The 20,997-nt window shown below is 45.1% G+C and carries 21 protein-coding genes and 3 tRNA genes; 8 read left to right on the top strand and 16 right to left on the bottom strand.

Annotation, left to right across the window (positions count from 1 at the left end; translation table 11 throughout):
* Position 1: 1 nt before the first annotated feature.
* The 10 genes from AYW76_RS17435 to AYW76_RS17480 form a co-directional block, all read right to left on the bottom strand.
* Positions 2–76: transfer RNA gene (locus AYW76_RS17435), tRNA-Gln, on the bottom strand.
* 12 nt (positions 77–88) lie between these two features.
* Positions 89–165 (bottom strand) — tRNA-Met (locus AYW76_RS17440).
* Positions 166–176: 11 nt separating this feature from the next.
* Positions 177–251 (bottom strand) — tRNA-Gln (locus tag AYW76_RS17445).
* Between the two features lie 104 nt (positions 252–355).
* A complete protein-coding gene (ychF, locus tag AYW76_RS17450) occupies positions 356–1,447 on the bottom strand; it encodes a redox-regulated ATPase YchF (RefSeq protein WP_067030615.1) in 1,092 nt (363 codons plus the stop codon).
* 23 nt (positions 1,448–1,470) lie between these two features.
* Positions 1,471–2,055, bottom strand: a complete 585-nt coding sequence (gene pth / locus AYW76_RS17455) for an aminoacyl-tRNA hydrolase (RefSeq protein ID WP_067223587.1) — start codon at positions 2,053–2,055, stop codon at positions 1,471–1,473.
* A gap of 16 nt (positions 2,056–2,071) precedes the next feature.
* On the bottom strand, positions 2,072–2,650 hold the full coding sequence (locus tag AYW76_RS17460; RefSeq protein ID WP_067030609.1) for a 50S ribosomal protein L25/general stress protein Ctc: 579 nt from the start codon (positions 2,648–2,650) through the stop codon (positions 2,072–2,074).
* A 67-nt stretch (positions 2,651–2,717) separates the two neighbouring features.
* A complete protein-coding gene (locus AYW76_RS17465) occupies positions 2,718–3,665 on the bottom strand; it encodes a ribose-phosphate diphosphokinase (protein ID WP_067030606.1) in 948 nt (315 codons plus the stop codon).
* Positions 3,666–3,721: 56 nt separating this feature from the next.
* A complete protein-coding gene (ispE, locus tag AYW76_RS17470) occupies positions 3,722–4,582 on the bottom strand; it encodes a 4-(cytidine 5'-diphospho)-2-C-methyl-D-erythritol kinase (RefSeq protein ID WP_067223590.1) in 861 nt (286 codons plus the stop codon).
* On the bottom strand, positions 4,579–5,160 hold the full coding sequence (lolB, locus tag AYW76_RS17475) for a lipoprotein insertase outer membrane protein LolB (RefSeq protein WP_067223593.1): 582 nt from the start codon (positions 5,158–5,160) through the stop codon (positions 4,579–4,581). The genes ispE and lolB overlap by 4 nt, the downstream gene beginning before the upstream one ends.
* Before the next feature lie 9 nt (positions 5,161–5,169).
* Positions 5,170–6,900 (bottom strand): tetratricopeptide repeat protein, encoded by a 1,731-nt coding sequence (locus tag AYW76_RS17480; RefSeq protein ID WP_067223598.1) that lies wholly within the window; start codon positions 6,898–6,900, stop codon positions 5,170–5,172.
* A 238-nt stretch (positions 6,901–7,138) separates the two neighbouring features.
* On the opposite strand from AYW76_RS17480, the gene hemA reads away from it, so the two are divergent.
* The 3 genes from hemA to prmC are packed head-to-tail and all read left to right on the top strand — an operon-like array spanning position 7,139 to position 10,366.
* Complete coding sequence (hemA, locus tag AYW76_RS17485; RefSeq protein ID WP_067223601.1) at positions 7,139–8,413, top strand: glutamyl-tRNA reductase; 1,275 nt, start codon at positions 7,139–7,141, stop codon at positions 8,411–8,413.
* Positions 8,410–9,498: a peptide chain release factor 1 gene (gene prfA, locus AYW76_RS17490; RefSeq protein WP_067030594.1), complete on the top strand. Its 1,089-nt coding sequence runs from the start codon at positions 8,410–8,412 to the stop codon at positions 9,496–9,498. The genes hemA and prfA overlap by 4 nt, the downstream gene beginning before the upstream one ends.
* 31 nt (positions 9,499–9,529) lie before the next feature.
* Positions 9,530–10,366 carry a peptide chain release factor N(5)-glutamine methyltransferase gene (gene prmC / locus AYW76_RS17495; protein WP_067223604.1) on the top strand — a complete coding sequence of 279 codons (837 nt, stop codon included), beginning with the start codon at positions 9,530–9,532 and terminating at the stop codon, positions 10,364–10,366.
* Positions 10,367–10,370: 4 nt separating this feature from the next.
* Here prmC and yaaA read toward each other — a convergent pair whose 3' ends face one another.
* The gene (gene yaaA / locus AYW76_RS17500; RefSeq protein WP_067030591.1) at positions 10,371–11,147 is read right to left on the bottom strand and encodes a peroxide stress protein YaaA; all 777 of its coding nucleotides are present in this window, start codon (positions 11,145–11,147) and stop codon (positions 10,371–10,373) included.
* Positions 11,148–11,236: 89 nt separating this feature from the next.
* On the opposite strand from yaaA, the gene AYW76_RS17505 reads away from it, so the two are divergent.
* The 3 genes from AYW76_RS17505 to AYW76_RS17515 all read left to right on the top strand — a co-directional run bounded on the left by AYW76_RS17505 (position 11,237) and on the right by AYW76_RS17515 (position 14,077).
* Positions 11,237–11,443 (top strand): hypothetical protein, encoded by a 207-nt coding sequence (locus AYW76_RS17505; protein ID WP_067223608.1) that lies wholly within the window; start codon positions 11,237–11,239, stop codon positions 11,441–11,443.
* Positions 11,444–11,470: 27 nt separating this feature from the next.
* On the top strand, positions 11,471–12,388 hold the full coding sequence (locus AYW76_RS17510; protein ID WP_067223611.1) for a hypothetical protein: 918 nt from the start codon (positions 11,471–11,473) through the stop codon (positions 12,386–12,388).
* Positions 12,389–12,529: 141 nt separating this feature from the next.
* Positions 12,530–14,077 (top strand): methyl-accepting chemotaxis protein, encoded by a 1,548-nt coding sequence (locus AYW76_RS17515; RefSeq protein ID WP_067223614.1) that lies wholly within the window; start codon positions 12,530–12,532, stop codon positions 14,075–14,077.
* Between the two features lie 56 nt (positions 14,078–14,133).
* Here the strand turns inward: AYW76_RS17515 and AYW76_RS17520 are convergent, their stop codons facing one another.
* The 4 genes from AYW76_RS17520 to hemC are packed head-to-tail and all read right to left on the bottom strand — an operon-like array spanning position 14,134 to position 18,299.
* On the bottom strand, positions 14,134–15,366 hold the full coding sequence (locus tag AYW76_RS17520; RefSeq protein WP_067102084.1) for a heme biosynthesis HemY N-terminal domain-containing protein: 1,233 nt from the start codon (positions 15,364–15,366) through the stop codon (positions 14,134–14,136).
* Positions 15,363–16,589 (bottom strand): uroporphyrinogen-III C-methyltransferase, encoded by a 1,227-nt coding sequence (locus AYW76_RS17525; RefSeq protein WP_067223616.1) that lies wholly within the window; start codon positions 16,587–16,589, stop codon positions 15,363–15,365. Before AYW76_RS17525 ends, AYW76_RS17520 begins: the two co-directional genes overlap by 4 nt.
* Entirely contained in the window at positions 16,582–17,343 is a 762-nt protein-coding gene (locus AYW76_RS17530) for a uroporphyrinogen-III synthase (RefSeq protein WP_067223619.1), read from the bottom strand. Before AYW76_RS17530 ends, AYW76_RS17525 begins: the two co-directional genes overlap by 8 nt.
* Before the next feature lie 29 nt (positions 17,344–17,372).
* Positions 17,373–18,299: a hydroxymethylbilane synthase gene (gene hemC / locus AYW76_RS17535; RefSeq protein ID WP_082866297.1), complete on the bottom strand. Its 927-nt coding sequence runs from the start codon at positions 18,297–18,299 to the stop codon at positions 17,373–17,375.
* Between the two features lie 157 nt (positions 18,300–18,456).
* Between hemC and argH the strand changes: the two genes are divergently transcribed.
* Positions 18,457–19,857 (top strand): argininosuccinate lyase, encoded by a 1,401-nt coding sequence (gene argH, locus AYW76_RS17540; protein ID WP_067223624.1) that lies wholly within the window; start codon positions 18,457–18,459, stop codon positions 19,855–19,857.
* A 54-nt stretch (positions 19,858–19,911) separates the two neighbouring features.
* Here argH and AYW76_RS17545 read toward each other — a convergent pair whose 3' ends face one another.
* The gene (locus tag AYW76_RS17545; RefSeq protein WP_067223626.1) at positions 19,912–20,673 is read right to left on the bottom strand and encodes a hypothetical protein; all 762 of its coding nucleotides are present in this window, start codon (positions 20,671–20,673) and stop codon (positions 19,912–19,914) included.
* A 181-nt stretch (positions 20,674–20,854) separates the two neighbouring features.
* Between AYW76_RS17545 and lptM the strand changes: the two genes are divergently transcribed.
* The gene (lptM, locus tag AYW76_RS19000; RefSeq protein WP_082856578.1) at positions 20,855–20,992 is read left to right on the top strand and encodes an LPS translocon maturation chaperone LptM; all 138 of its coding nucleotides are present in this window, start codon (positions 20,855–20,857) and stop codon (positions 20,990–20,992) included.
* Positions 20,993–20,997 lie beyond the last annotated feature (5 nt).

Here is a 20,997-nt window from a genome sequence, read left to right on the forward strand (position 1 = left end):
ATGGCTGGGGTAGCTGGATTCGAACCAACGCATGACGAGATCAAAACCCGTTGCCTTACCGCTTGGCTATACCCCAATACATTAAAATTGGTGGCTATGACTAGATTCGAACTAGTGACCCCATCATTATGAGTGATGTGCTCTAACCAACTGAGCTACATAGCCTTTTGAGAGATTGGCTGGGGTAGCTGGATTCGAACCAACGCATGACGAGATCAAAACCCGTTGCCTTACCGCTTGGCTATACCCCAACATTCTCTCAACACAGACATTTTGAAACGTTGCTTCGCTGTGTCTGTGGCGCGATATTATTCACATAACCCGTTAATGGGTCAAGGGTTATTTTTAAAAAAAGTTAAACATTAAATCGGAAGTGCATCACGTCGCCATCTTTGACGATGTATTCTTTACCTTCTAGGCGCCATTTGCCTGCTTCTTTCGCACCGCTTTCACCTTTGTATTGGATGAAATCGTTGTATGCAACAACTTCTGCACGAATAAAGCCTTTCTCGAAGTCTGTGTGGATCACACCTGCCGCTTGAGGGCCTGTTGCACCTTGTTTAACGGTCCAAGCACGCACTTCCTTAACGCCTGCTGTAAAGTAGGTCTGCAGGCCCAGTAGTTCATAGCCTGCACGAATCACTCGATCTAAGCCGGGTTCTTCCATGCCCATTTCATCCAAGAACTCTTGCATTTCCTCTGTATCCAACTCAGAAATTTCCGCTTCAAGTTGGTTGCAAATAGGCACAACCATGGCGCCTTCAGCTTCGGCGATTTCACGAACGACGTCTAGGTGAGGGTTATTTTCAAAGCCATCTTCAGCCACATTGGCTATGTACATCGTCGGTTTAGTGGTCAAAAGATGCAGTTGTTTTACGGCTTTCTTTTCATCGTCTGAGAGTGACATCGCGCGAACAGGTAGACCGTCTTCTAAGTGGGCTTTGATGCGTTCTAGAAACTCTTTGTGCGCGATGGCTTCTTTATTGCCGCTTTTCGCGTTTTTCGCTGTGCGGAACAGTTGTTTATCGATCGATTCGATATCGGCGAAAATTAGCTCAAGGTTAATCACTTCGATGTCTAGTTTCGGATTAACGTGATTGGAAACGTGGATTACGTTTTCGTCTTCGAAGCAGCGAACAACATGAGCAATGGCGTCGGTTTCGCGAATGTTTGCTAGAAACTTGTTGCCTAGGCCTTCGCCTTTTGATGCGCCTTCGACTAAGCCTGCAATGTCTACGAACTCCATGGTCGTAGCCAATACGCGTTCAGGCTTCACAATTTCAGCTAATGCATCCAAGCGAGGATCAGGCATGGCCACGACACCTGCGTTGGGTTCAATCGTACAGAAAGGGAAGTTTTCAGCGCCGATGCCGGCTTTTGTGAGTGCGTTGAACAGAGTTGATTTGCCGACGTTTGGTAAGCCGACGATACCGCAATTAAAGCCCATATTAGATTCCTAAAGCTGGTAGTTTATGCTTTAAAACTATGAAGATGGTTCATTACACTGCTCCAATTATCCGCAATAATGTCGGTATGGTAGCGTAGTGACTCATCGATGGTTTGTTCGATTTTTTGGTATTCATCGCTGGGCGCTTTTTTGAGCACGTAGCTTGCCACTTGGCTTGCATGTCCAGGATGACCTATACCGATGCGGACGCGACCAAAGTCTCGGTTATTACCGAGTTTGCTAATGATATCTTTAAGGCCATTATGACCCCCGTGGCCACCGCTTTTTTTAAGCTTTACAGTGCCTGGAGCGATATCAAGCTCGTCGTGTACGACTAGAACTTCTTGAGGGGATATTTTATAGAATTGACAGACGGCTTGAACTGCTTTGCCGCTTAAATTCATATAGGTCGTAGGAATAAGGAGGTAGCATTCCTGCCCACCTATAAAAACTTTGCCGAACTGACCGAAGAATTTCTTTTCAGTTCGAAGAGAGCACTGACTCATGCGAGCCAGTGCTTCTATCCATTGTGCGCCAGCATTGTGGCGGGTATTTTCATATTCTGAACCTGGGTTACCCAAGCCAACGAGTAATCTAAAACCTGCCACAGACTTGCCTCAATGATTAGCGCTTAGCTTTACCGATACGAGCGATAGGTTGGTCGTGATCTTCGCCTTTAAGCAAAGCAACCAATTCAACGCCTTCTGGAAGTTGAGCATCAGAAAGGTGGAAGATTTGACCAAGTTGACCGTCAATAGCATCAATGATCAAAGCAGCTGGAAGGTCTTTTGGAAGACAACGAACTTCAGCAAGTTTCGCTTCAACTTGTAGACGACCACCTTGAGATTTAACACCTTCAGATTTAGAAGCGTTAACGAAGCTTAGTGGCACTCGTGTAACGATTTTAGTTTCTGATTCAACGCGTAGTAGGTCGATGTGCATAACATCGCCAGTTGCTGGGTGACGTTGTAGAGACTTAACGATTACTTCTTGCTCAGCACCATCAACAGATACTTTTACTACGGTAGTTAGAAAAGCGGCATCTTTAACAGCTTTTACTACTTCGTTACCTTTGAACGTAACAGACACAGGGTCAGCGTTGCCACCGTATACAACAGCAGGAACAAGACCTTGAAGACGAAGGCGGCGGCTCGCACCTTTACCTTCTTCGTTACGTACAGAAGCGTTTAGAACTACAGACATGTTAATATCCTAAAATAAAGTTAAGGTTGCCCAGAACTGCGACCCGTTCCGAGCGTAAATGTTTGGCTTAGGCCCCAAACATGGCACTGATTGACTCTTCGTTGCAGACGCGACGAACAGCCTCAGCCAAGATGTCTGACATAGACAGTTGGCGGATTTTCGGGCAATTCTGTGCTGCTTGAGTCAGTGGGATAGTGTCTGACACCACTAACTCGTCAAGAACAGAACTGCTAATGTTTTCAATAGCTTTGCCAGATAGGACAGGGTGTGTACAGTAAGCTAATACTTTTGCTGCACCATGTTCTTTAAGGGCTTTAGCTGCGGCACATAGTGTACCACCGGTATCGATCATATCGTCGACCAATACACAGGTTTTACCTTCTACATCGCCAATCAAGTGCATGATTTGTGCTTCGTTTGCACGTGGACGACGTTTGTCGATGATGGCCAAATCTGCATCATCCAGCATTTTTGCGAATGCGCGAGCACGGACAACACCACCAACATCCGGCGAAACAACCGTAATGTTTTCATGACCTTGGCGCTGTAGATCATCTAGCAACAGTGGTGTTGCATAAACGTTATCTACTGGAATGTCGAAGAAGCCCTGAATTTGATCTGCGTGTAGGTCTACCGTTAGTACACGGTTAATACCCACAGCAGAGATCATGTCTGCAACGACTTTGGCTGTAATCGGTACACGTGCTGAGCGAACACGACGATCTTGTCGTGCGTAACCGAAATATGGAATTACAGCGGTTACACGGGTAGCCGACGCACGACGCAGCGCATCAGCCATTACAATCAGTTCCATGAGGTTGTCATTACTTGGAGCGCAGGTTGATTGGATAATAAAAACGTCTTTACCACGCACGTTTTCGTTGATCTCAACCGTAATTTCTCCGTCGCTGAACTTTCCAACCGTAGCGTTGCCGATAGGAAGACCTAGACGGCGAACGACCCTGCGAGCGAGTTCAGGGTTGGCATTACCGGTAAAAACCATCAACTTGGACACTGTGTATACCCTTTGTATTTATAGCGATGAAAAATAGACTGGCGTTTTATTCAGCATTAAGTATGCTGAGATGCAATCCACTGGTTCAGTACGTCATGAGCAGGAGATGTATTGCATCCACGACAAACCCAAGTTTGCCACTTCTCAGGTGCGCAAGCTTCCACTCGCTTGGCTTCATCAATTGACTCGAATGCCAAAAACAAACACGCTCCGGTGCCAGTTAGTTTTGCGTCGCCAAATTGTGTGAGCCACAAAAATGCTTCATCTACTTCAGAATACAGTCTTCGCGCGACCTCTAGGCAATCGTTATGCCCTTCCAGTTTCAAGGCGTGCGATATTCTGATCGCAGGGGTGTCTCTTGTCAAATATTTATCGGTAAAAATTTGACCAGTTGGCACTTCGCAATTTGGCTTCAAGAGTAGGTAATATGGGGTTTTCGGGCTAGTTCGTGTTAATTTTTCGCCGATCCCTTCAGCAAATGCCGAATGCCCAAACACAAAGATAGGCACGTCCGCCCCCAGTTGTTTGCCCAGTTGTGCTAACGCCTCCAATGAAAAGTCGCATTTCCACAGTGTGTTGAGTGCCAACAGTGTCGTCGCAGCGTTACTGCTACCACCACCTATACCACCGCCCATCGGCAGGATTTTGCTAATGGAAATGGCGATACCTTGCTGTGTTTTCTTATGCGTTTCTAAAAGACGTGCGGCTTTTACGATTAAGTTATCTTCGTGATCGACACCGTTAATTTCAGGGGTAAGGCTAATATCAGGATGATCGGTAAGGGTGAAGCGTAACTCATCACATAAATCAATGAATTGAAACAAGGTTTGCAGTTCGTGATAGCCATCGTTTCGACGGCTTGTGATATGTAAAAATAAATTCAGCTTTGCTGGGGATGGCAGCGTGAGTGTCGTCATTGAACATTCCAGTCTGTAATGATCAAGTTAACCCGATATGGAGGGTGAGTAACCTGCATTTTTTGAGGTAATTTTAAATGCTCTAACTCAGTGAATTCTTTATAGGTAATGGTCCAGCCGTTTTGTAAAATTTGCTCGGGCGTGGTGCCATCTTGTTGATAAGTGATTTCCGCTGCGCTGTTAGGGGCGGCTAGCCCTCGAATCCAATATTGCACGCTGGTAACAGGGAAGTGCCAGCCTAGCTCATGGTAAAGCAAAGCATCAGCGCTCGGCCCGGTTAAATTTTTGTCATCGTAAGTCAGACGCGACTCTTTGCCCGGAATACCTTCCAATCGCGTTGCACCTTGACCAAAAGGGCCGTAGATATTGAGTTCATAATGTTCTGGCGAGTGCTGCCAATTAAAGTTACCGGAGATTGCATCTTGCTCTGTACGAATGCCGACACGGCCTTCATTTTGCCACGCCATTATATCTTCGGCACGTTCTGGTAACGGGGCCTTAGGTGATGTTGGCGATAAGCTACAGCCAGCTAAAAAAGCGCTGGCCATAATACCAATAACCAAATGTTTGATTTTCATGGTGATTCCTTACGAGCCTAATAGTTCTGGCGCGTATTGTTCTAAAGTTTCGAGTAAAACTGGCAGCTTACGATTGTCTTTGAGTGCTTGTTGCCAGATCTTGATAGCATTTTCTTGATCGTCAAGTTGCCATAGCACTTCGCCATAGTGGGCACCAATTTCAGCGTCTTGCATAACGTCCCATGACTGCGAAAGTAACGTTTCAGCTTGCTCCAAATTACCTTGAAGAAAATACGCCCACCCCATGCTGTCCATGATCGCAGCGTCTGTGCTGTCAAGGGCATAAGCTTTTTGTATTAATTGAAACGCCTGATCGAACTGCTCAGGGGATCGAACCATCATGGTGTAACCGAGCGCATTAATGTAAGACGGATCATTTGGATGCTTTTGATACAATATTGTAAGGTCTTGCAGCGCTAGAGGCCACTGTTGTTGCATATCGTAAGTAATGGCGCGTTTATAGCGTAGTCCGTCCGCTTCTGGGAATATTGGAAGGGCTCGAGTAAGCAAATCAATTGCTAAGTCAGGACGTTGGTTGTGTAGATGTAAGTCCGCAACACCGTTGATATGGCCGGGTTCTACATCGACCACAGCTCGTTTCAAAATAAAAGAGTTCACTTGTTCTGCTTGGTCAGCTGAATATAGCCATTGCACCAGAAGATGAGAAGCCTCCCAGCTGAGTTTACCAAATACATTTAATAGGCTCTTTAAAGCATCATTGTAATGCTCTGCTTGATGTTGAGCATTCGCTAATATAAACAATAAGTCATCACGTAAGTTGCCATGTTTTGGCAGTTCGGAAATTAACTTAATGGCAAGCTCAGGTTGATTTTTTTGCATTAGCAATTGGGCGATAGCAATACCAATTTGTTGTTGTAAATAAGGGGAAAACTGAGCCTCAGAAAACGTTGATAATGCAGTTTGATACTGATCATTCTTGATAAGTATCTCTAGATAATTTGCCATCATTCGTTGGCTTTTGGGGAAAGCTTTCAGTCCTTGTTTGAGAGTCTCTTGAGCGCTGTCTATCAACCCTGATTGCTCTTCACTGACTGCTTTTATAATGATTAGCCCTTCTTGTTCTGTTTCTGGACTGAGTTCAATTAACGGTGCAATATTGTCGAGTATGTATTGATATTTTCCGTTGATGAAATGGACATGATATAAGGCAATTTTAACAAACAGATCGGAGGTTAATTCTGGGACACTTAGAAGGCTCTCTAAATGAGTTGTGATGTTGTCGTGACGGATGTTTTGGTCCACAAAGCTAGGTAGAAAGCTCAATGAAATATTGTTTTTCTTGGCTTTTAGTAGCAGCGCTTTTGCTTCGTCCAGTGCCCCTACGCTTAACTGAGCTTGCATTAAAATAGGGTAGGCTTGAGAGGCGTTCGGCTCAAGTGTTAGCCATCGAGAGCTGGCTTTGAGTACCGCTTGACTGTCTTCACTCATCATGGCTGTTGAAGTGGCACGTTTGGCGATCTCTACATCTGTGCTTTGCTCAGCTAAATCTAAATACAGTGCCGTGGCAGACTCACTGCCTTGACGTTGCAAAGCAAACTCAGCGCTCAGTAGTTGTTCCAGTTGCTCCGCATGCTTGGATTTTGCTACCGGTGCCCAGCGGTTATCCGCGATTGGCGCGGTATGCGAATTTGAAATGGATGAGCAGGCGCTGACAGATAGGCCGAATGCCATCGTAATAAAAGCTCGTTTAATCGATACCGCGTATTGCATTCGTTGCATAAGTGTCTGCCTTATTTGGCTAAAATCATATCCTAGTTACTATGGTAGCGCTGCTATAGAGGTGTTGTCAGCCTAATAAACAGTGCATGATTGTAAGGAATTGACATATTTATTGATTTGATGGGGTGCGAAGAGCTAAAAATTCCACTTATAATAGGGGCATTTAATCATGTGTCAGAATACTAGGCATATATCTGCAAACATCTGTTCGATCTCAAGTCGTGAGAAGAGTTCCTGAATGCCGCTAATTGCTGTGGGTGTAAACCACAAAACTGCACCAGTATCTATTCGAGAGAAAATTTCGTTTGCCCCTGAGAAAATGGTTGAGGCGCTCAATTCACTTGTGTCTGACGCTCAAGCAAAAGAGGCGGTGATTGTTTCTACCTGTAACCGTACCGAGTTGTACTGTGCTATAGATGGTGAATCTGATGCCGAAAAAATCATTGATTGGTTAGGACGTTATCATCACGTTGAGCCTGCTGAGCTAGGGCGTTTCTGTTATACACATGTAGGTGACGAAGGTGTGCGCCATGTTATGCGCGTGGCATCAGGGTTGGATTCTTTGATTTTAGGTGAGCCTCAGATTCTTGGTCAAGTAAAGTCTGCCTATGCGGTCTCTCAAGAAGGTAAGTGTATTGGCTCCGAGCTTCAGAGTTTATTTCAGCAGACGTTCTCCGTTGCAAAGCGCGTACGAACGGATACGGCAATAGGAGAAAACCCTGTGTCGATCGCCTTTGCGGCGGTCAGTTTAGCGCAACGGATATTTGCTGATGTGAAGCGCAGTACGGCGCTTTTGATAGGCGCCGGCCAGACCATTGAACTGGTTGCTCGTCATTTAAAAGAAGCCGGCATAAAGCGTATTATTGTCGCCAACCGTACACTTGAGCGCGCCCAAATTCTTGCTGATGAGTTGGGTGCTGAAGCTATATTGTTAGGTGATATTACCGATTTTCTGCATCAAGCAGACATCGTTATTTCCTCTACTGCCAGCCAGCTACCGATTATCGGTAAAGGAATGATTGAGCGTGCGACAAATAAACGTCGACATAAACCGATGTTATTGGTTGATATTGCGGTTCCGCGAGACATCGAGCCGGAAGTGCAGGAAGTTGAAGATGCGTATTTGTACACAGTCGATGACCTTCACTCTGTTATTGAGGAAAACGTTCGAGCACGTCAAGACGCTGCCGAAGCTGCTGAAAAAATCATCGAGCAAGGTATTGATGAGTTTAGGCGCAAACAAGAGTCTCGCAAAGTTGCTGATCTAATTGTAAGCTACCGCGCCCAAGCAGAATTAATAAAACAGTCCGAATTAGAGCGAGCATTGAAAAGTTTAGAGTCAGGACAGACTCCAGAACAGGTGGTTGCTAAATTAGCCCATGGATTGATGAATAAACTGATCCATTCCCCAACCCAGTATTTACGCCAAGCGGGTGCCGAAGCTGATCAAGAAGCTTTGCAGCGAGCTGCCGAGGTGTTGGGCATAACCGATACGAAAGAATCCTTAGAATGAAAGAATCGATTAAATTTAAGTTAGAGAGCTTATCTGAGCGTTACGAAGAGTTGGCAGCATTACTCAGTGAAGCGGAAGTAATTATGGATCAAGATTTGTTCCGTAATTACAGTAAAGAGTACGCTGAGCTAGAGCCTGTCGTGAAATGCTTCTCAGAATATCAGCAGGTGTTGGAAAACATTGAAGAAGCGCAACTAATGCTGAGTGATGCTGACCCAGATATTAAAGAAATGGGCCAAGAAGAACTGAAAGCTGGACAGGCTCAAAGAGAACAATTGCTGTTAGACCTTCAGTTGCTTTTGCTGCCGAAAGACCCTAACGATGCGAAAAACGTATTCCTAGAAGTGCGTGCCGGAACCGGTGGTGATGAAGCGTCAATTTTTTCTGGTGACTTGTTTCGCATGTATTCTCGGTATGCCGAAACACAGCGCTGGAAAGTAGAAATCGTCAGTGCTAGTGAAGGCGAGCACGGCGGTTACAAAGAAGTGATCGCACGTATTGTAGGTGATGGTGCTTACTCTAAATTGAAGTTTGAGTCCGGTGCGCACCGAGTGCAACGCGTACCTGCAACGGAATCTCAGGGCCGCATTCATACGTCGGCTTGTACCGTTGCGATTCTGCCTGAGATGGATGAAGTAGAAGCGATTAACATCAATAAAGCTGACCTTCGTGTTGATACTTTTCGCGCCTCTGGTGCGGGTGGTCAGCACGTCAACAAAACAGACTCCGCGATTCGTATTCTACACATTCCAACAGGAGTTGTAGTGGAATGTCAGGATGAGCGTTCGCAGCATAAGAACCGTGCTAAAGCCATGGCTTTACTGGCGTCGCGTTTACAAGCGGCAGAAGAAAGCAAGGCGGCTGCGGAGCAGTCAGAAGCGCGCCGTTCTTTGGTGGGCAGTGGTGATCGCTCTGAACGTATCCGTACTTATAATTACCCACAAGGCCGTGTCACGGATCACCGTATTAATCTGACGTTGTACAAGTTAGATGAAATTGTTCAGGGTGACTTAGATGTACTGGTTAACCCGCTGATTAATGAGTATCAAGCTGAACAGCTTTCTGCTTTGAGTGGCGATAACTAATTCCTTTCTTTTGAGTGCACGCGAGACATCCATGACCATAGATTCTTTGCTTAAACTGGCTTATGGGCGACTCGCGTCGCAATCGGACACAGCACAGATAGATGCCCAATTATTGCTGGCGCATGTACTTGGCGTTTCTATAAGCTACTTTTTTACGTGGCCTGAAAAAGCTGTCTCGGATTCTGCGAGTGAGCAATTTGATACCTTGTTGGCTCGTCGTGAGCAGGGTGAGCCGATTGCATATATCTTGGGACAACAAGACTTCTGGACTCTGAGCTTAGAAACGTCAAAGCATACTTTGATTCCTAGAGCAGACACTGAGCGATTGGTTGAAGTGGCTTTGGAGCTACAGCCTAACGGTGTCAAGCGGGTTTTGGATCTTGGTACTGGCACGGGAGCGATTGCGTTAGCGTTAGCTTACGAATGGCGTTCTGCGGACGTAGTTGGGATTGACTTCCAGGCTCAAGCGATTGCATTAGCTCAGCGAAACGCTGTCAAAAACAATATAAAGAATACTCGTTTTTTGCAAAGTGATTGGTTTTCAGCATTGGCCGATGAGCCTTTGTTTGATGTGATTGTTTCAAACCCGCCGTACATTGACCCAGAGGATCAGCATTTATCTCAAGGAGATGTGCGCTTTGAACCCATCACCGCTTTAGTCGCTGATGATCACGGTTTAGCAGATATAAGGCGAATCATAGATGGGGCTTTAGTGCATCTTGTTGGCGGAGGTTGGTTGATGTTTGAGCATGGTTATGACCAAGCTACAGCTGTACGACAGTTGTTTTCTGATAAAGCATTCAAAGACATTGCCACCTATCAAGATTTAGGTGGCAATGATCGAGTGACAGTAGGACGTTTAGCCTAAGCGCTTAGTCTGTCACACCTTCTGCCCTTGTGAATACAGGCTCTAAGGGCTTAGAGCGCTCTGCATCATAGCGATATCCGGCTAGATCGAAGCGTTTAATGTCTTCGATAGTCTCCGCGCCACTTTCGATTAAATAGCGCACCATTAGGCCACGGGCTTTTTTCGCATAAAAGCTAATCACCTTAAATTGACCGTTTTTCTCATCTAAGAAGTTCGGTGTAATGATCGTTTGCTTGATTGCTTTTTTATCGACCGCTTTAAAGTACTCATTTGAGGCTAGATTGACTAATAACTCGTCTTCTTCAAGTTCTTCTGATAGAGCGTTAGCGATTTGGCTGCCCCAAAAGTGGTAAAGGTTATCACCTTCGCTGTTCTTTAATTTCGTACCCATTTCGAGGCGGTAAGGCTGCATAAGGTCTAAAGGCTTAAGTAGACCATAGAGACCGCTTAGAATACGAAGATGAGATTGCGCGTAATGAATCTGTTTGGTGCTTAGTGAATAAGCATCGAGACCCGTGTAGACATCCCCCATAAACGTAAACAATGCTGGACGGCTATTGTTGACGTCATGCTGCTTTGACCAAGTTTGGTAGCGCTCGACGTTAAGCGTTGCTAATTTATCGCTCAGCTTCATTAATGAAGCAATGTCCGCTGGCGTGTAGGGTTTAATGGTTTTAATGAGTGATTGCGCTTGGTTTAAAAAGCGCGGCTCGGAGTACTTCACATCAGGCGTTTTACTGTCTAAATCCAGTGTTTTCGCCGGAGAAATCAAATATTTCATTGTCTTACCTTGGCATAGCGTTGCGTTTTAATTAGATTATCCATAGAGTGTTAGTAGATATCCACTAATAGCCTTGATAGAGATATTGTATGAAGGACAACGTAATACCATTTCCGGTGCGGCCTAAATCGTGTAGCGATGATGGGGTGGTGGTAGCGGGTGTGGAGGAAAAGGCATCGGAACGCCTGTTAGATGAATTACGTCATGCGTTTGATGAAGCTCGAAAACTTTGGCCCTTAGAGCTTTCTGAGTTGCCTGAGCAGAACAGAATATGTGCCACATCACGTAAGCGGTAATAATAAAAACTTCAAGGAAGACGAACCTTGCTAACTTTTTTAGTTAAACACTCACTTGTGTGTATGTTTCTATGCGCCTTGCTTGGCTTTGCGTTTCCTGTTGCCTCGAACGCATTATTTCCATTTCTCCCCTACGTATTGTTCACACTTATGTTGCTGACACTCATCGGAATGCCGATGGAGCAGTTAATTAAACGACTTTGTCACCGGTCTATTTGGCTATACGCCTTACTTCACAGTGCCTTTTTTATGGCGATTTTTGCTTTGTGCGGTGTTTTATTAGGTCTATCTGATGAGCTATTGTTGGCAATTCTAGGGGTTGGGGCGACAGGCTCATTGTTTGCCACGCCCGCCATTGTTCGAGCGTTAGGGTATGATGCTCTTGAAGCGATGGCAATGACCATCGCTACAACTCTACTTTTACCTGTGGCCTTGTTTATTTCTATTCACTCTTTGCCCATGTCACAAGGAAGCTTGGATTTCGTCACATATGGCATTCGGTTGTTGATTTTTATTGTTGGTCCAATTTTAATTTCATTTAGCCTGCATTACATTGTGCCGAAAGAGTCTTTACAGCGCGCCTTGTTGAAAGTATCACCTTATACAATTTTGTTGGTGTTCGCGTTTCCCTTTGGGTTAATTGGTAATTATCGAGGGCTTTGGGATGAAAACGCGTCACAGGCAATGATATTTTTACTAGTTGCAGCTGTTTTGGTAAGTATTTTCTTTGTTGTTACATTTTTTTTATATCGTCATCATGGGATCGAAAAGTCGCTAACGGCTGCTATTACATCCGGAAATCGCAATGTTTTGCTTACTTACTCTATCGCTGGTGTTTTATTGGGACCAGCCTTTCTTCCCCTTGCCGGTGCCATGCAAGTACCCACTTACATACTGCCTGTAATCACTAGGCGAGTTGCTCGTTATCTAAAAAACCGTTCATAAAATTCCTGACCATACATGCAAAGTTACTAAACCTTGACTACGCTTCTTTTACTGAATGTGTACGAAATAAAGACATTATTGTTTTTGTTGAAGCATGTATTCAATAAGCCAATAGGCTTTTTTGGAAGTCATGAGGGAATTATGAGAAAGAATCTACCTGTCACTAACGTGGAAAGAGTTGTGCCTAAAGGTGTTCGATTGATTTCCACTACCGATCTGAAGGGCAAAATCACCTACTGCAACCAAGATTTTATCGATATTAGTGGGTTTACCTATGAAGAGCTTCTAGGGGCACCACATAATTTAGTCCGTCACCCTGATATGCCTACAGAAGCGTTTGATATTATGTGGAGCCATTTAAAAAATGGTAAACCTTGGATGGGGTTGGTTAAAAACCGTAGTAAAAATGGCGACTATTATTGGGTCGATGCTTACGTAACGCCTGTCACAGAAAAAGGGCAAGTAATCGGCTATGAATCCGTGCGTTCGACACCCGATCGCAAAGATGTGGAGCGAGCTGAAAAGCTGTATGGCTCGATTCGAGAGGGAAAAAAAAGCGTAACAGTTCCATTAAGTATTGTTGTACCAATTCTTGTCGTAATAGCTTGGATTGCGTCTTTGTTGATGTTTTTTATGGATGTACCTTATGCGACAGCCCCTGCATTGGTATCCTCTGTTTTATTGGCGTTCTATTACAGATTTACACAGTGGAAGATGCAGCAAATTTTACAGGGATCCTTGAGTCATTCATTTACCCACCCTTTAGCGGCTAAGACCTATTCAGATCATAATACTGAGCTTGGCCAACTTGAAGTTGGTATTAAAAGCCAAGCGATGCATCTTGATACGGTACTGACTCGGATTGAAACGGAATCAATGGAAGTTTCTAAAAAATCAGAGCACGGTTTAGAGCAGACGGACAGTTCGACTAAAAAAATTCAACAGCAAATGCATGAAACGCAAGAAGTGGCAGCCGCCATGCAGCAAATGACTGCCACTGTTTCGGATGTGTCTAAGCATGTTCAGCATACCGCCCACAGTGCTGAACAAGCCAAAAGTTTAGCTTTAGAAGGTGATAAGACACTTGAGGAAACCACGTCAGCGGTACAGGAGTTAGCATCGTTAGTCGAGCGGATCAGTGAGTCTGTCAGTAATCTATCAAAGCAGTCAGAGAGTATAGCTGAGGTGGCTGTGATGATTGACCAAATAGCTGAACAAACGAATTTGTTGGCTTTAAATGCGGCTATTGAGGCTGCACGAGCAGGAGAACATGGTCGTGGTTTTGCCGTGGTTGCCGATGAAGTGCGTCAGCTGGCTCAAAGAACCCAAGGTTCGACCCAAGAAATTCACAGTATTATTGAGCGTCTTCGTAGTGGTGCTCACGACGCAGTAAAGGTGGCTGGCAATGGGCAAGAGAGTGCAAATGTAGGTCTACAAAAAATGTCAGATGCTCAAGCTTCTTTGCAAACTATTGTTTCAGCCGTTACTAGTATTTCTGATATGTCGACGCAGATGGCGGCCGCAGTGGAAGAACAGGCTCATGTCTCTGAAGATATTAATCAGCAATTAGTTAGAATCTCAGACTTAGCAAATGAGAGTAAAGATGAAGCGGAAGGTGCTATGCAGAGCATGGTTACGCTAAGAGGGGTTGCTTCAGATATGCATGAACTGGTCGTTCGCTTTAAATAAGCGCTATCATTCTTTGATGAATAAAATGCCGAGCATTGCTGCTCGGCATTTTTGGTTTAGTGAGGAAGCGGTAACGCTTTCATAGATAGGCTGTCATTATGAATGCGCTTGACGATAAGCTCTTGTGCTACATCAATATCGCCCATGGCTTGTAAAAGCATGCTGAGCTCAACAATGGCTTCTGAAGAGGCGTCTGCATGCAATGCTTTTTCATAGTAATCGCGGGCCTTTCCCCACAATTGTAAGCGCTGACAAATTCGTCCAGCTGCTAAGTAAAGTGGGGCGCTTTCAGGATGTCGGCGAATCCACGTCTCAGCATTGCTCAGCGATTTCTTCATAGAGACATCTGTTAACTGACCGTATACACCTGCAAGTGCATCAGACCACTGATCATTTAGCGACGAGCGAATGAAGGCTTCTGCCTTTTCTTCGCTGCCGAACTCGATTAATGTGCTGGCATACAGCACCTGCATTTCATCATCTTTAGCTAAGGCATCCAGTTTTTTCCAAATGCCTTGAAGTTCATTCAAAAGGACTTCTTTACTTTCGCCTGTCTTTGCTCGGAAATGCAGTTTTTCTAAAAGTGCTAGAAATGCGTTTTTCTCAAGCTCTAGTAGGTTATGGTCGTCAAAAATTCCTTGTTTCTTAAGTGTCGGAGTTAACTCTTGTAAAGCTTCCCAGTCTTTTAACTGAGTATGCGTAGTTACCAACATTTTAAGGGTTTGGCGGTGTTTTGGCTTCATGCTGTGTAGGCGTTTTAAGGAAGCTAGGGCACTTTCATAATGGCCTTGTTTAAGCTGAAGTTGACTTTGTACAAAGCTGATGGCGAACTCAGCATCAGGTGATGCTTGGTGTGCTTTACGCAGTAGTTCTTTTGAGCGCTCATGCTCTTCTTGTTCGCTGGCAGCGTAAGCCGCACCAATGTAGTTCAGTAACGGGTAAGATACTTTGTTAGCAGATGTTGTAAGCAGTTTCTCAGCTTTTCCCCAATTGCCACCAGCTAACTCAAGCATCCCTTTAATGGTAGATTTCAAAGCACGCTTATGGGAAAGCGTACCTGTTAATTTGGATAAAGATGAGTTCGGGTGAAGCAGTACCCAAATGAGCTTAAACAGCATAACCGCTGCTACATAGCCTATTATGACAAGTGTCAGCATCACCCATAGGCTCATTTCTAGCGTTACGCTTTTGAAAGAAATCATTACGTAGCCAGGGTCTTGCTTCATAATTAGGCCAATAGCACCCCCAATTAGTAGGACAATAATGAGAGATAAGAGAATTTTTCTCATAAAGCTTGCTCCTCATTAGTGACTGCGGAAGTGTCTTCTTGCGTCTGTATGGCACTGGCTTTCCAGTTCTTCATCAAGTTTTTCATTGCCTGAAGTGAAGCGCGAGGAAGTGGAACATCAGGGTTCGGGTTTACTTGTTGTAATGATGTGAGTGTTGTCATAAAGGCAATTGTTGCTTGAGATGACGTGTCAAAATGTTGATTGACAGCTATAGCAACACGGCTTAATGACTTCTCGTAGATCGCTGGCTCGCCTTTTAGAAGTGCGACTTGTGCAACATCAAGCTGTAGCTGAATGCCTGTGACTAGCTCTTGATATTCTGCTGGTGGTAAAAGTGGTTTGATGGGCTTTTGGTTGTAATTAATAACGACCAAAGACTTCAGGCCTTGCCAAGCTTCTGCAAACAATTGCTTGATCGCGGATGATGTTGTTACTTCAGTAGTCTGAGAGTTAGCCTCAGTTTGTTGCTCTTGCCATGATTTGGATGGTTCACGCTGCGGTAGTTTGGCAACCTGGTCGTACAGTGCAGAAAGTTGCAAATAGCGACCTTCAAGATCAAATGAAGCTATAGACTTCAACGCTTGTAAGTCTTGGGCGATGGCTTTGCGCGTGACAAACATCAAGGGATCTTCTAGGTCCGCAAGAATGGTGTCAGCGCTGCTTAATAGAGAAATTGTGCCCTTGGTATCTTTATCAAGTAGTAGGCGTTGATTTGCAAGGCGGATTAAATATTCTGCTTCGGCCAGCAACCAGTCGTTTTTATCCGCACTGCTTAGCTTGTTGATCTTGCTTGAAAGATCAACTAAGGCTTGTTCTGTCTGTGTTTTCACACTATTAGATTGCGCTTGTATGTTAGCTAGCGCTTCATCAAAGTCGCCAATACGAGTCGTAAGGGAGGTATTACTTTCAACTCGGCGGTTAAGGCGATTCACTTGTTGTTCAAGTGCAACCACTTTATTTTGGGCATCCGCTAAGGCTTGGTTATCAGAGTTCATATATTGGCTCTGATAAAACTGCCAGCCACTTAAACCTAGCGCGGCGACGCCAGCGAGCAGTGCAATGGCGGGTAAAGCTTTATTGCTTTTAGAGGCATCGTGAGTGCTGGTGACGTTGTGAGCATCACTAGAGGGAGCGGAATTGCTCTCGCGAGAGGACTCTAAGGACGTAGAGTCTACGCTGTTTTCCGTGTTCTCGGTTAAAGCCTTGTCGTTTTTATCAGTCATGTTGTCGTCCTAAATGCTGCTGTGTGGCTGAGATTAAACGTTGATCGTCAGCGCCATGTGCACAGATTACCTGATTCCAATGAAGGGACTTTGCTTGTTGCGCCACTCTTTCACTTGGAACAAATAAGACAGTGTCTTTGAGGTTTGGGGCAAATTGCTCAACGTAAGTTGTCAGATTGGCCACACTTTCTCCACTAGTAGCCCATATTACGTCAGGATGATCTAAGAATAAAAAAGTTTGTGCCGTATATTGTGGCATATGTCGCTTATAGAGCTCTAAGTGGTCGACAATTGCACCACGTTCTTCTAGCGCTTTTGCCAAATCCGGTCGACCGCCACAGCCTCTAACAATCAGCACTTTTTCACCGCGCATTTTGACTGGCTTCAACCAATCCAGCATGGTTTCAGTGTTGTTTCCTGGGTTGCTTAAGGCGGGTATGTGTAATTCTTGCAGCGTTTGTGTTGTACCTTGCCCAATTCCCAACCAATTAATGTTAACAGGTAACATTGGCCAGCATTCGTCAATCAATTCAGACCCAATTCGCGCCGCATTTTTGCTAACAAAAATCACGAAGCGATAAAGATCAAGGTTATAGAGTTGAGTGCGCAGTGCTGCGCGGGCGGTGGGATCTGTTGTTTCCTGTATATCTAGCATTGGAAGTGATATAGGGGTGGCGCCAAGCGCAGTAAGCGCTTGGCAGGTCAAACCGTTCTCGGGTTCAGGTCGAGTGACCAAAACTTTTAAGCCTTGCATGGTGGGTGATTTCCCAATCAGGTTACGAATTAGTCTTGGTACACTTCATCCAATAGCGCCTGAGCGCCTTTCCCAAGCAGTTCATCGGCTAACTGGATACCTAATGATTCGGCATGTTCTTTGGTGCCGCGAATCTGACTGCGTACCATACGTTTACCATCGGTGCTGCCGACTAAAGCGCGTACATAAAGTTCTTCACCTTCAAAGACGGCGAAACAAGCAATCGGAGCTTGGCAGCCACCGTTCAGGCGCTTATTTACGGCACGCTCGGCGGTTACACGGTAGGCTGTTTCTTGGTGTTGTAAGGGTGCAAGTAATTTGATCAGTTCTTCGTCGTTGGTGCGACACTCTATTCCCATTGCACCTTGACCACCCGCTGGTAAAGAAAACGTGTCACTGATTCGTGTTTTGATACGGTCTGCCATTTCCAAGCGGACTAGGCCTGCTGTAGCCAAAATAATGGCATCGTATTCGCCATTGTCCAGTTTACGTAGACGCGTATTGACATTGCCACGCAGGTTTTTTATTTCGATATCAGGACGGTGCATTTGCAGTTGGCTCGCGCGTCGCAAGCTAGAGGTGCCGACAATTGCACCTTCTGGTAGATCGTCGATGCAGTCATATGTGTTGGAGACAAACGCATCGGTCGGGTCTTCACGTTCACAAATAACGCTTAGGCCTAGGCCTTCAGGAAATTCCATTGGCACGTCTTTCATAGAGTGTACTGCAATGTCTGCTTCACCATCGAGAAGGGCTTTTTCTAATTCTTTAACGAATAAACCTTTGCCGCCAATTTTTGAGAGCGGCGAGTCTAGGATCTGGTCGCCTTTAGTGGTCATGCCCATCAATTCGACATTGATCTCAGGGTAGAGAGCCTCCAAAGAAGCTTTTACGTTGTTTGCTTGCCAAAGGGCCAGTTGGCTTTCACGGGTTGCAATGACGATTTTATTTCTCACATTCTCTCCTAGAGTCGACATCGAGTACGAAAATAACGATAAAATTTCGCTATATCATACTCGCTTGCCTGTTGGTCGTCATCCCGCAGCCCTTTATAAAGGGCGCGTCATCAGGTAATCTTGCCGCAACATTGATCTCAGACTGGGAAATGAATAAATGACTGATACAAACAAAACCACTAACCAGCAATGGGGTGGTCGCTTCTCTGAACCTGTTGATGCGTTTGTCGCTCGTTTTACCGCATCGGTTGAGTTTGACCAGCGTATGGCGGGACAAGACATTCGTGGTTCGATTGCACATGCAACGATGTTGGCAAAAGTCGGTGTGTTAACAGAGGCTGAACGCGACCAAATTATCCAAGGCTTAACGGAAATTGAGCAAGAGATTGCTCGTGGTGAGTTTGAGTGGTCTATAGAATTAGAAGATGTTCATATGAACATCGAAGCTCGTTTAACACAGAAAATCGGTATTACGGGTAAGAAATTGCACACAGGTCGTTCACGTAATGATCAAGTAGCGACCGACATTCGCCTCTACATGCGCGATGAAATCGACTTTTTGCTCGAAGAAGTAACACGTTTGCTGCAAGGTATTTTATCTCTTGCAGAACGAAATACAGACACAATTATGCCTGGCTTTACGCATTTACAAACGGCTCAGCCAGTGACATTTGGCCATCACTTGATGGCGTGGTATGAAATGGCACAACGTGATTACGAGCGCCTACTTGATTGCCGTAAACGCGTTAATATCTTGCCACTAGGTGCCGCAGCATTGGCTGGGACGACTTACCCAATCGACCGCTTTATGACAGCAGACTTGCTAGGATTTGAACGTCCTACATACAACTCATTAGATTCGGTAAGTGATCGTGACTTTGCAATTGAATTCACGGCTGCAGCTTCGATTACCATGATGCATTTATCTCGTTGGGCTGAAGAATTGGTTATGTGGGCCTCGGCTCAATTTAACTTTATTTTCCTTCCTGATCGCTTCTGTACTGGCTCATCTATCATGCCGCAGAAGAAAAACCCAGATGTACCTGAGCTTGTGCGTGGTAAAACAGGTCGTGTTTATGGCCACTTAATGGGTCTATTAACATTGATGAAATCCCAGTGTTTGGCGTACAACAAAGATAACCAAGAAGACAAAGAACCGTTATTTGATACAGTAGATACATTACGTGGTTCACTGCGTGCGTTTGCAGATATGATTCCAGCGATCGAAGCGCGTAACGAGCACATGTATGAAGCGGCGCGCCGTGGATTCAGTACTGCGACAGACCTTGCTGACTACCTAGTGCGTAAAGGCGTGGCGTTCCGTGATGCTCACGAAATCGTCGGTAAAGCAGTTGGGTTTGGTGTGCAAGAAAGTCGCGATTTATCTGAAATGACGTTAGTGGAGCTACAAGGTTTCGGCGACATGATTGAACAGGATGTGTTCGAAGTATTAACGCTTGAAGGTTCGGTAGCGGCACGAGATCACATTGGAGGTACAGCGCCAGCTCAGGTGAAATCTGCGATTGAACGTGCTAAGGCAGAATTAGCACAACGTTAATAAAACGACGTTTCCTCTGCAATACTCTAAAAACCTCGCATTAAGCGGGGTTTTTTAATTATTGCCAAACGGGAGGTCTTGAAAAGGAGCCGTCCGTAATATATCCATCGTGATATTCAGTTCAAACCTGAACATGTCTTTTTGCCCCGAGCAACCAGACAGAACTACCTGCCACTCTTCAGTGCTGCCTGGCTCGGGTAGCTTCCAACATAACCCTTTGATATTGACATAGCGAGTACCGTCAGCATCTTCTGTAATGGGATACTTCTGTTCTTCAATAATACCTTTCTCATATTCATTTTGAATATTTTTTGCTTTGTAGAGCGCTTGTCGAAATTTTGGTGAAAAAGCATCTTTAGTCGGGTCTAAAGTCGGTTTTTTGGCGCTGACTCCTTCAATATCGAGCAAGCTGTTGGCTTTCCAGTCAGGAGAGGAGGTTACCGCTTCGGTCGCATCGACGATGTCACTCAATGTGAAACGGGGTTGTGCCGTCGGCATGGGTACACGAGCTGCTTCTGCTGCTGGCGCTTTGAGTGGCTCAGTCTGTGAAGGCGGTTCGGTGATTTGACTTGGTTCTATTGGGTCTTGTTTGATTGTAGTTGATTCAGATTCAGATTCAGATTCAGATTCAGATTCAGATTCAGATTCAGGCGTGAGTTGTGCCGACTCCTCAGCGGCTAATATTGAAACCTGCAAATGAGTTGGTTCCGACGTTTCAGCGCCCCAGTGACGATCTTTAAACCATACAAATAGAGTGGCATGCAGACCTAGTGCTGCAAGCAAAGCAACCACCCATGGTTTAAGCAAGCGTTTCATTCGAGCATCCGTATCTTGATTCTAATTCTTTTGCGTACAAAACCGCGCGTATCAAGCGCTCACTATAGCAAATCACATGGCTTTAAACAGGCAAACCGCGTAAAGATTTTCAATCAAAATAGTGAGTGGGGGTGGGAATAAAATAGGGGATCAGTATACTGTCAACAAATTATATTAATGGATGGTTATCACTGTGCCTAAGCCTATTTTTTTGTTGCTCATGACCTTAGTTCTATCGGGTTGTGGAAATAAAGGTGCCTTGTATTTACCGCAGCAATCTTTGCCAGCGGACGCAGTGTCTACTTCCTCCGATCATTGAGGTGT

Source organism: Marinomonas gallaica (assembly GCF_001639745.1).
Lineage (GTDB): Bacteria > Pseudomonadota > Gammaproteobacteria > Pseudomonadales > Marinomonadaceae > Marinomonas > Marinomonas gallaica.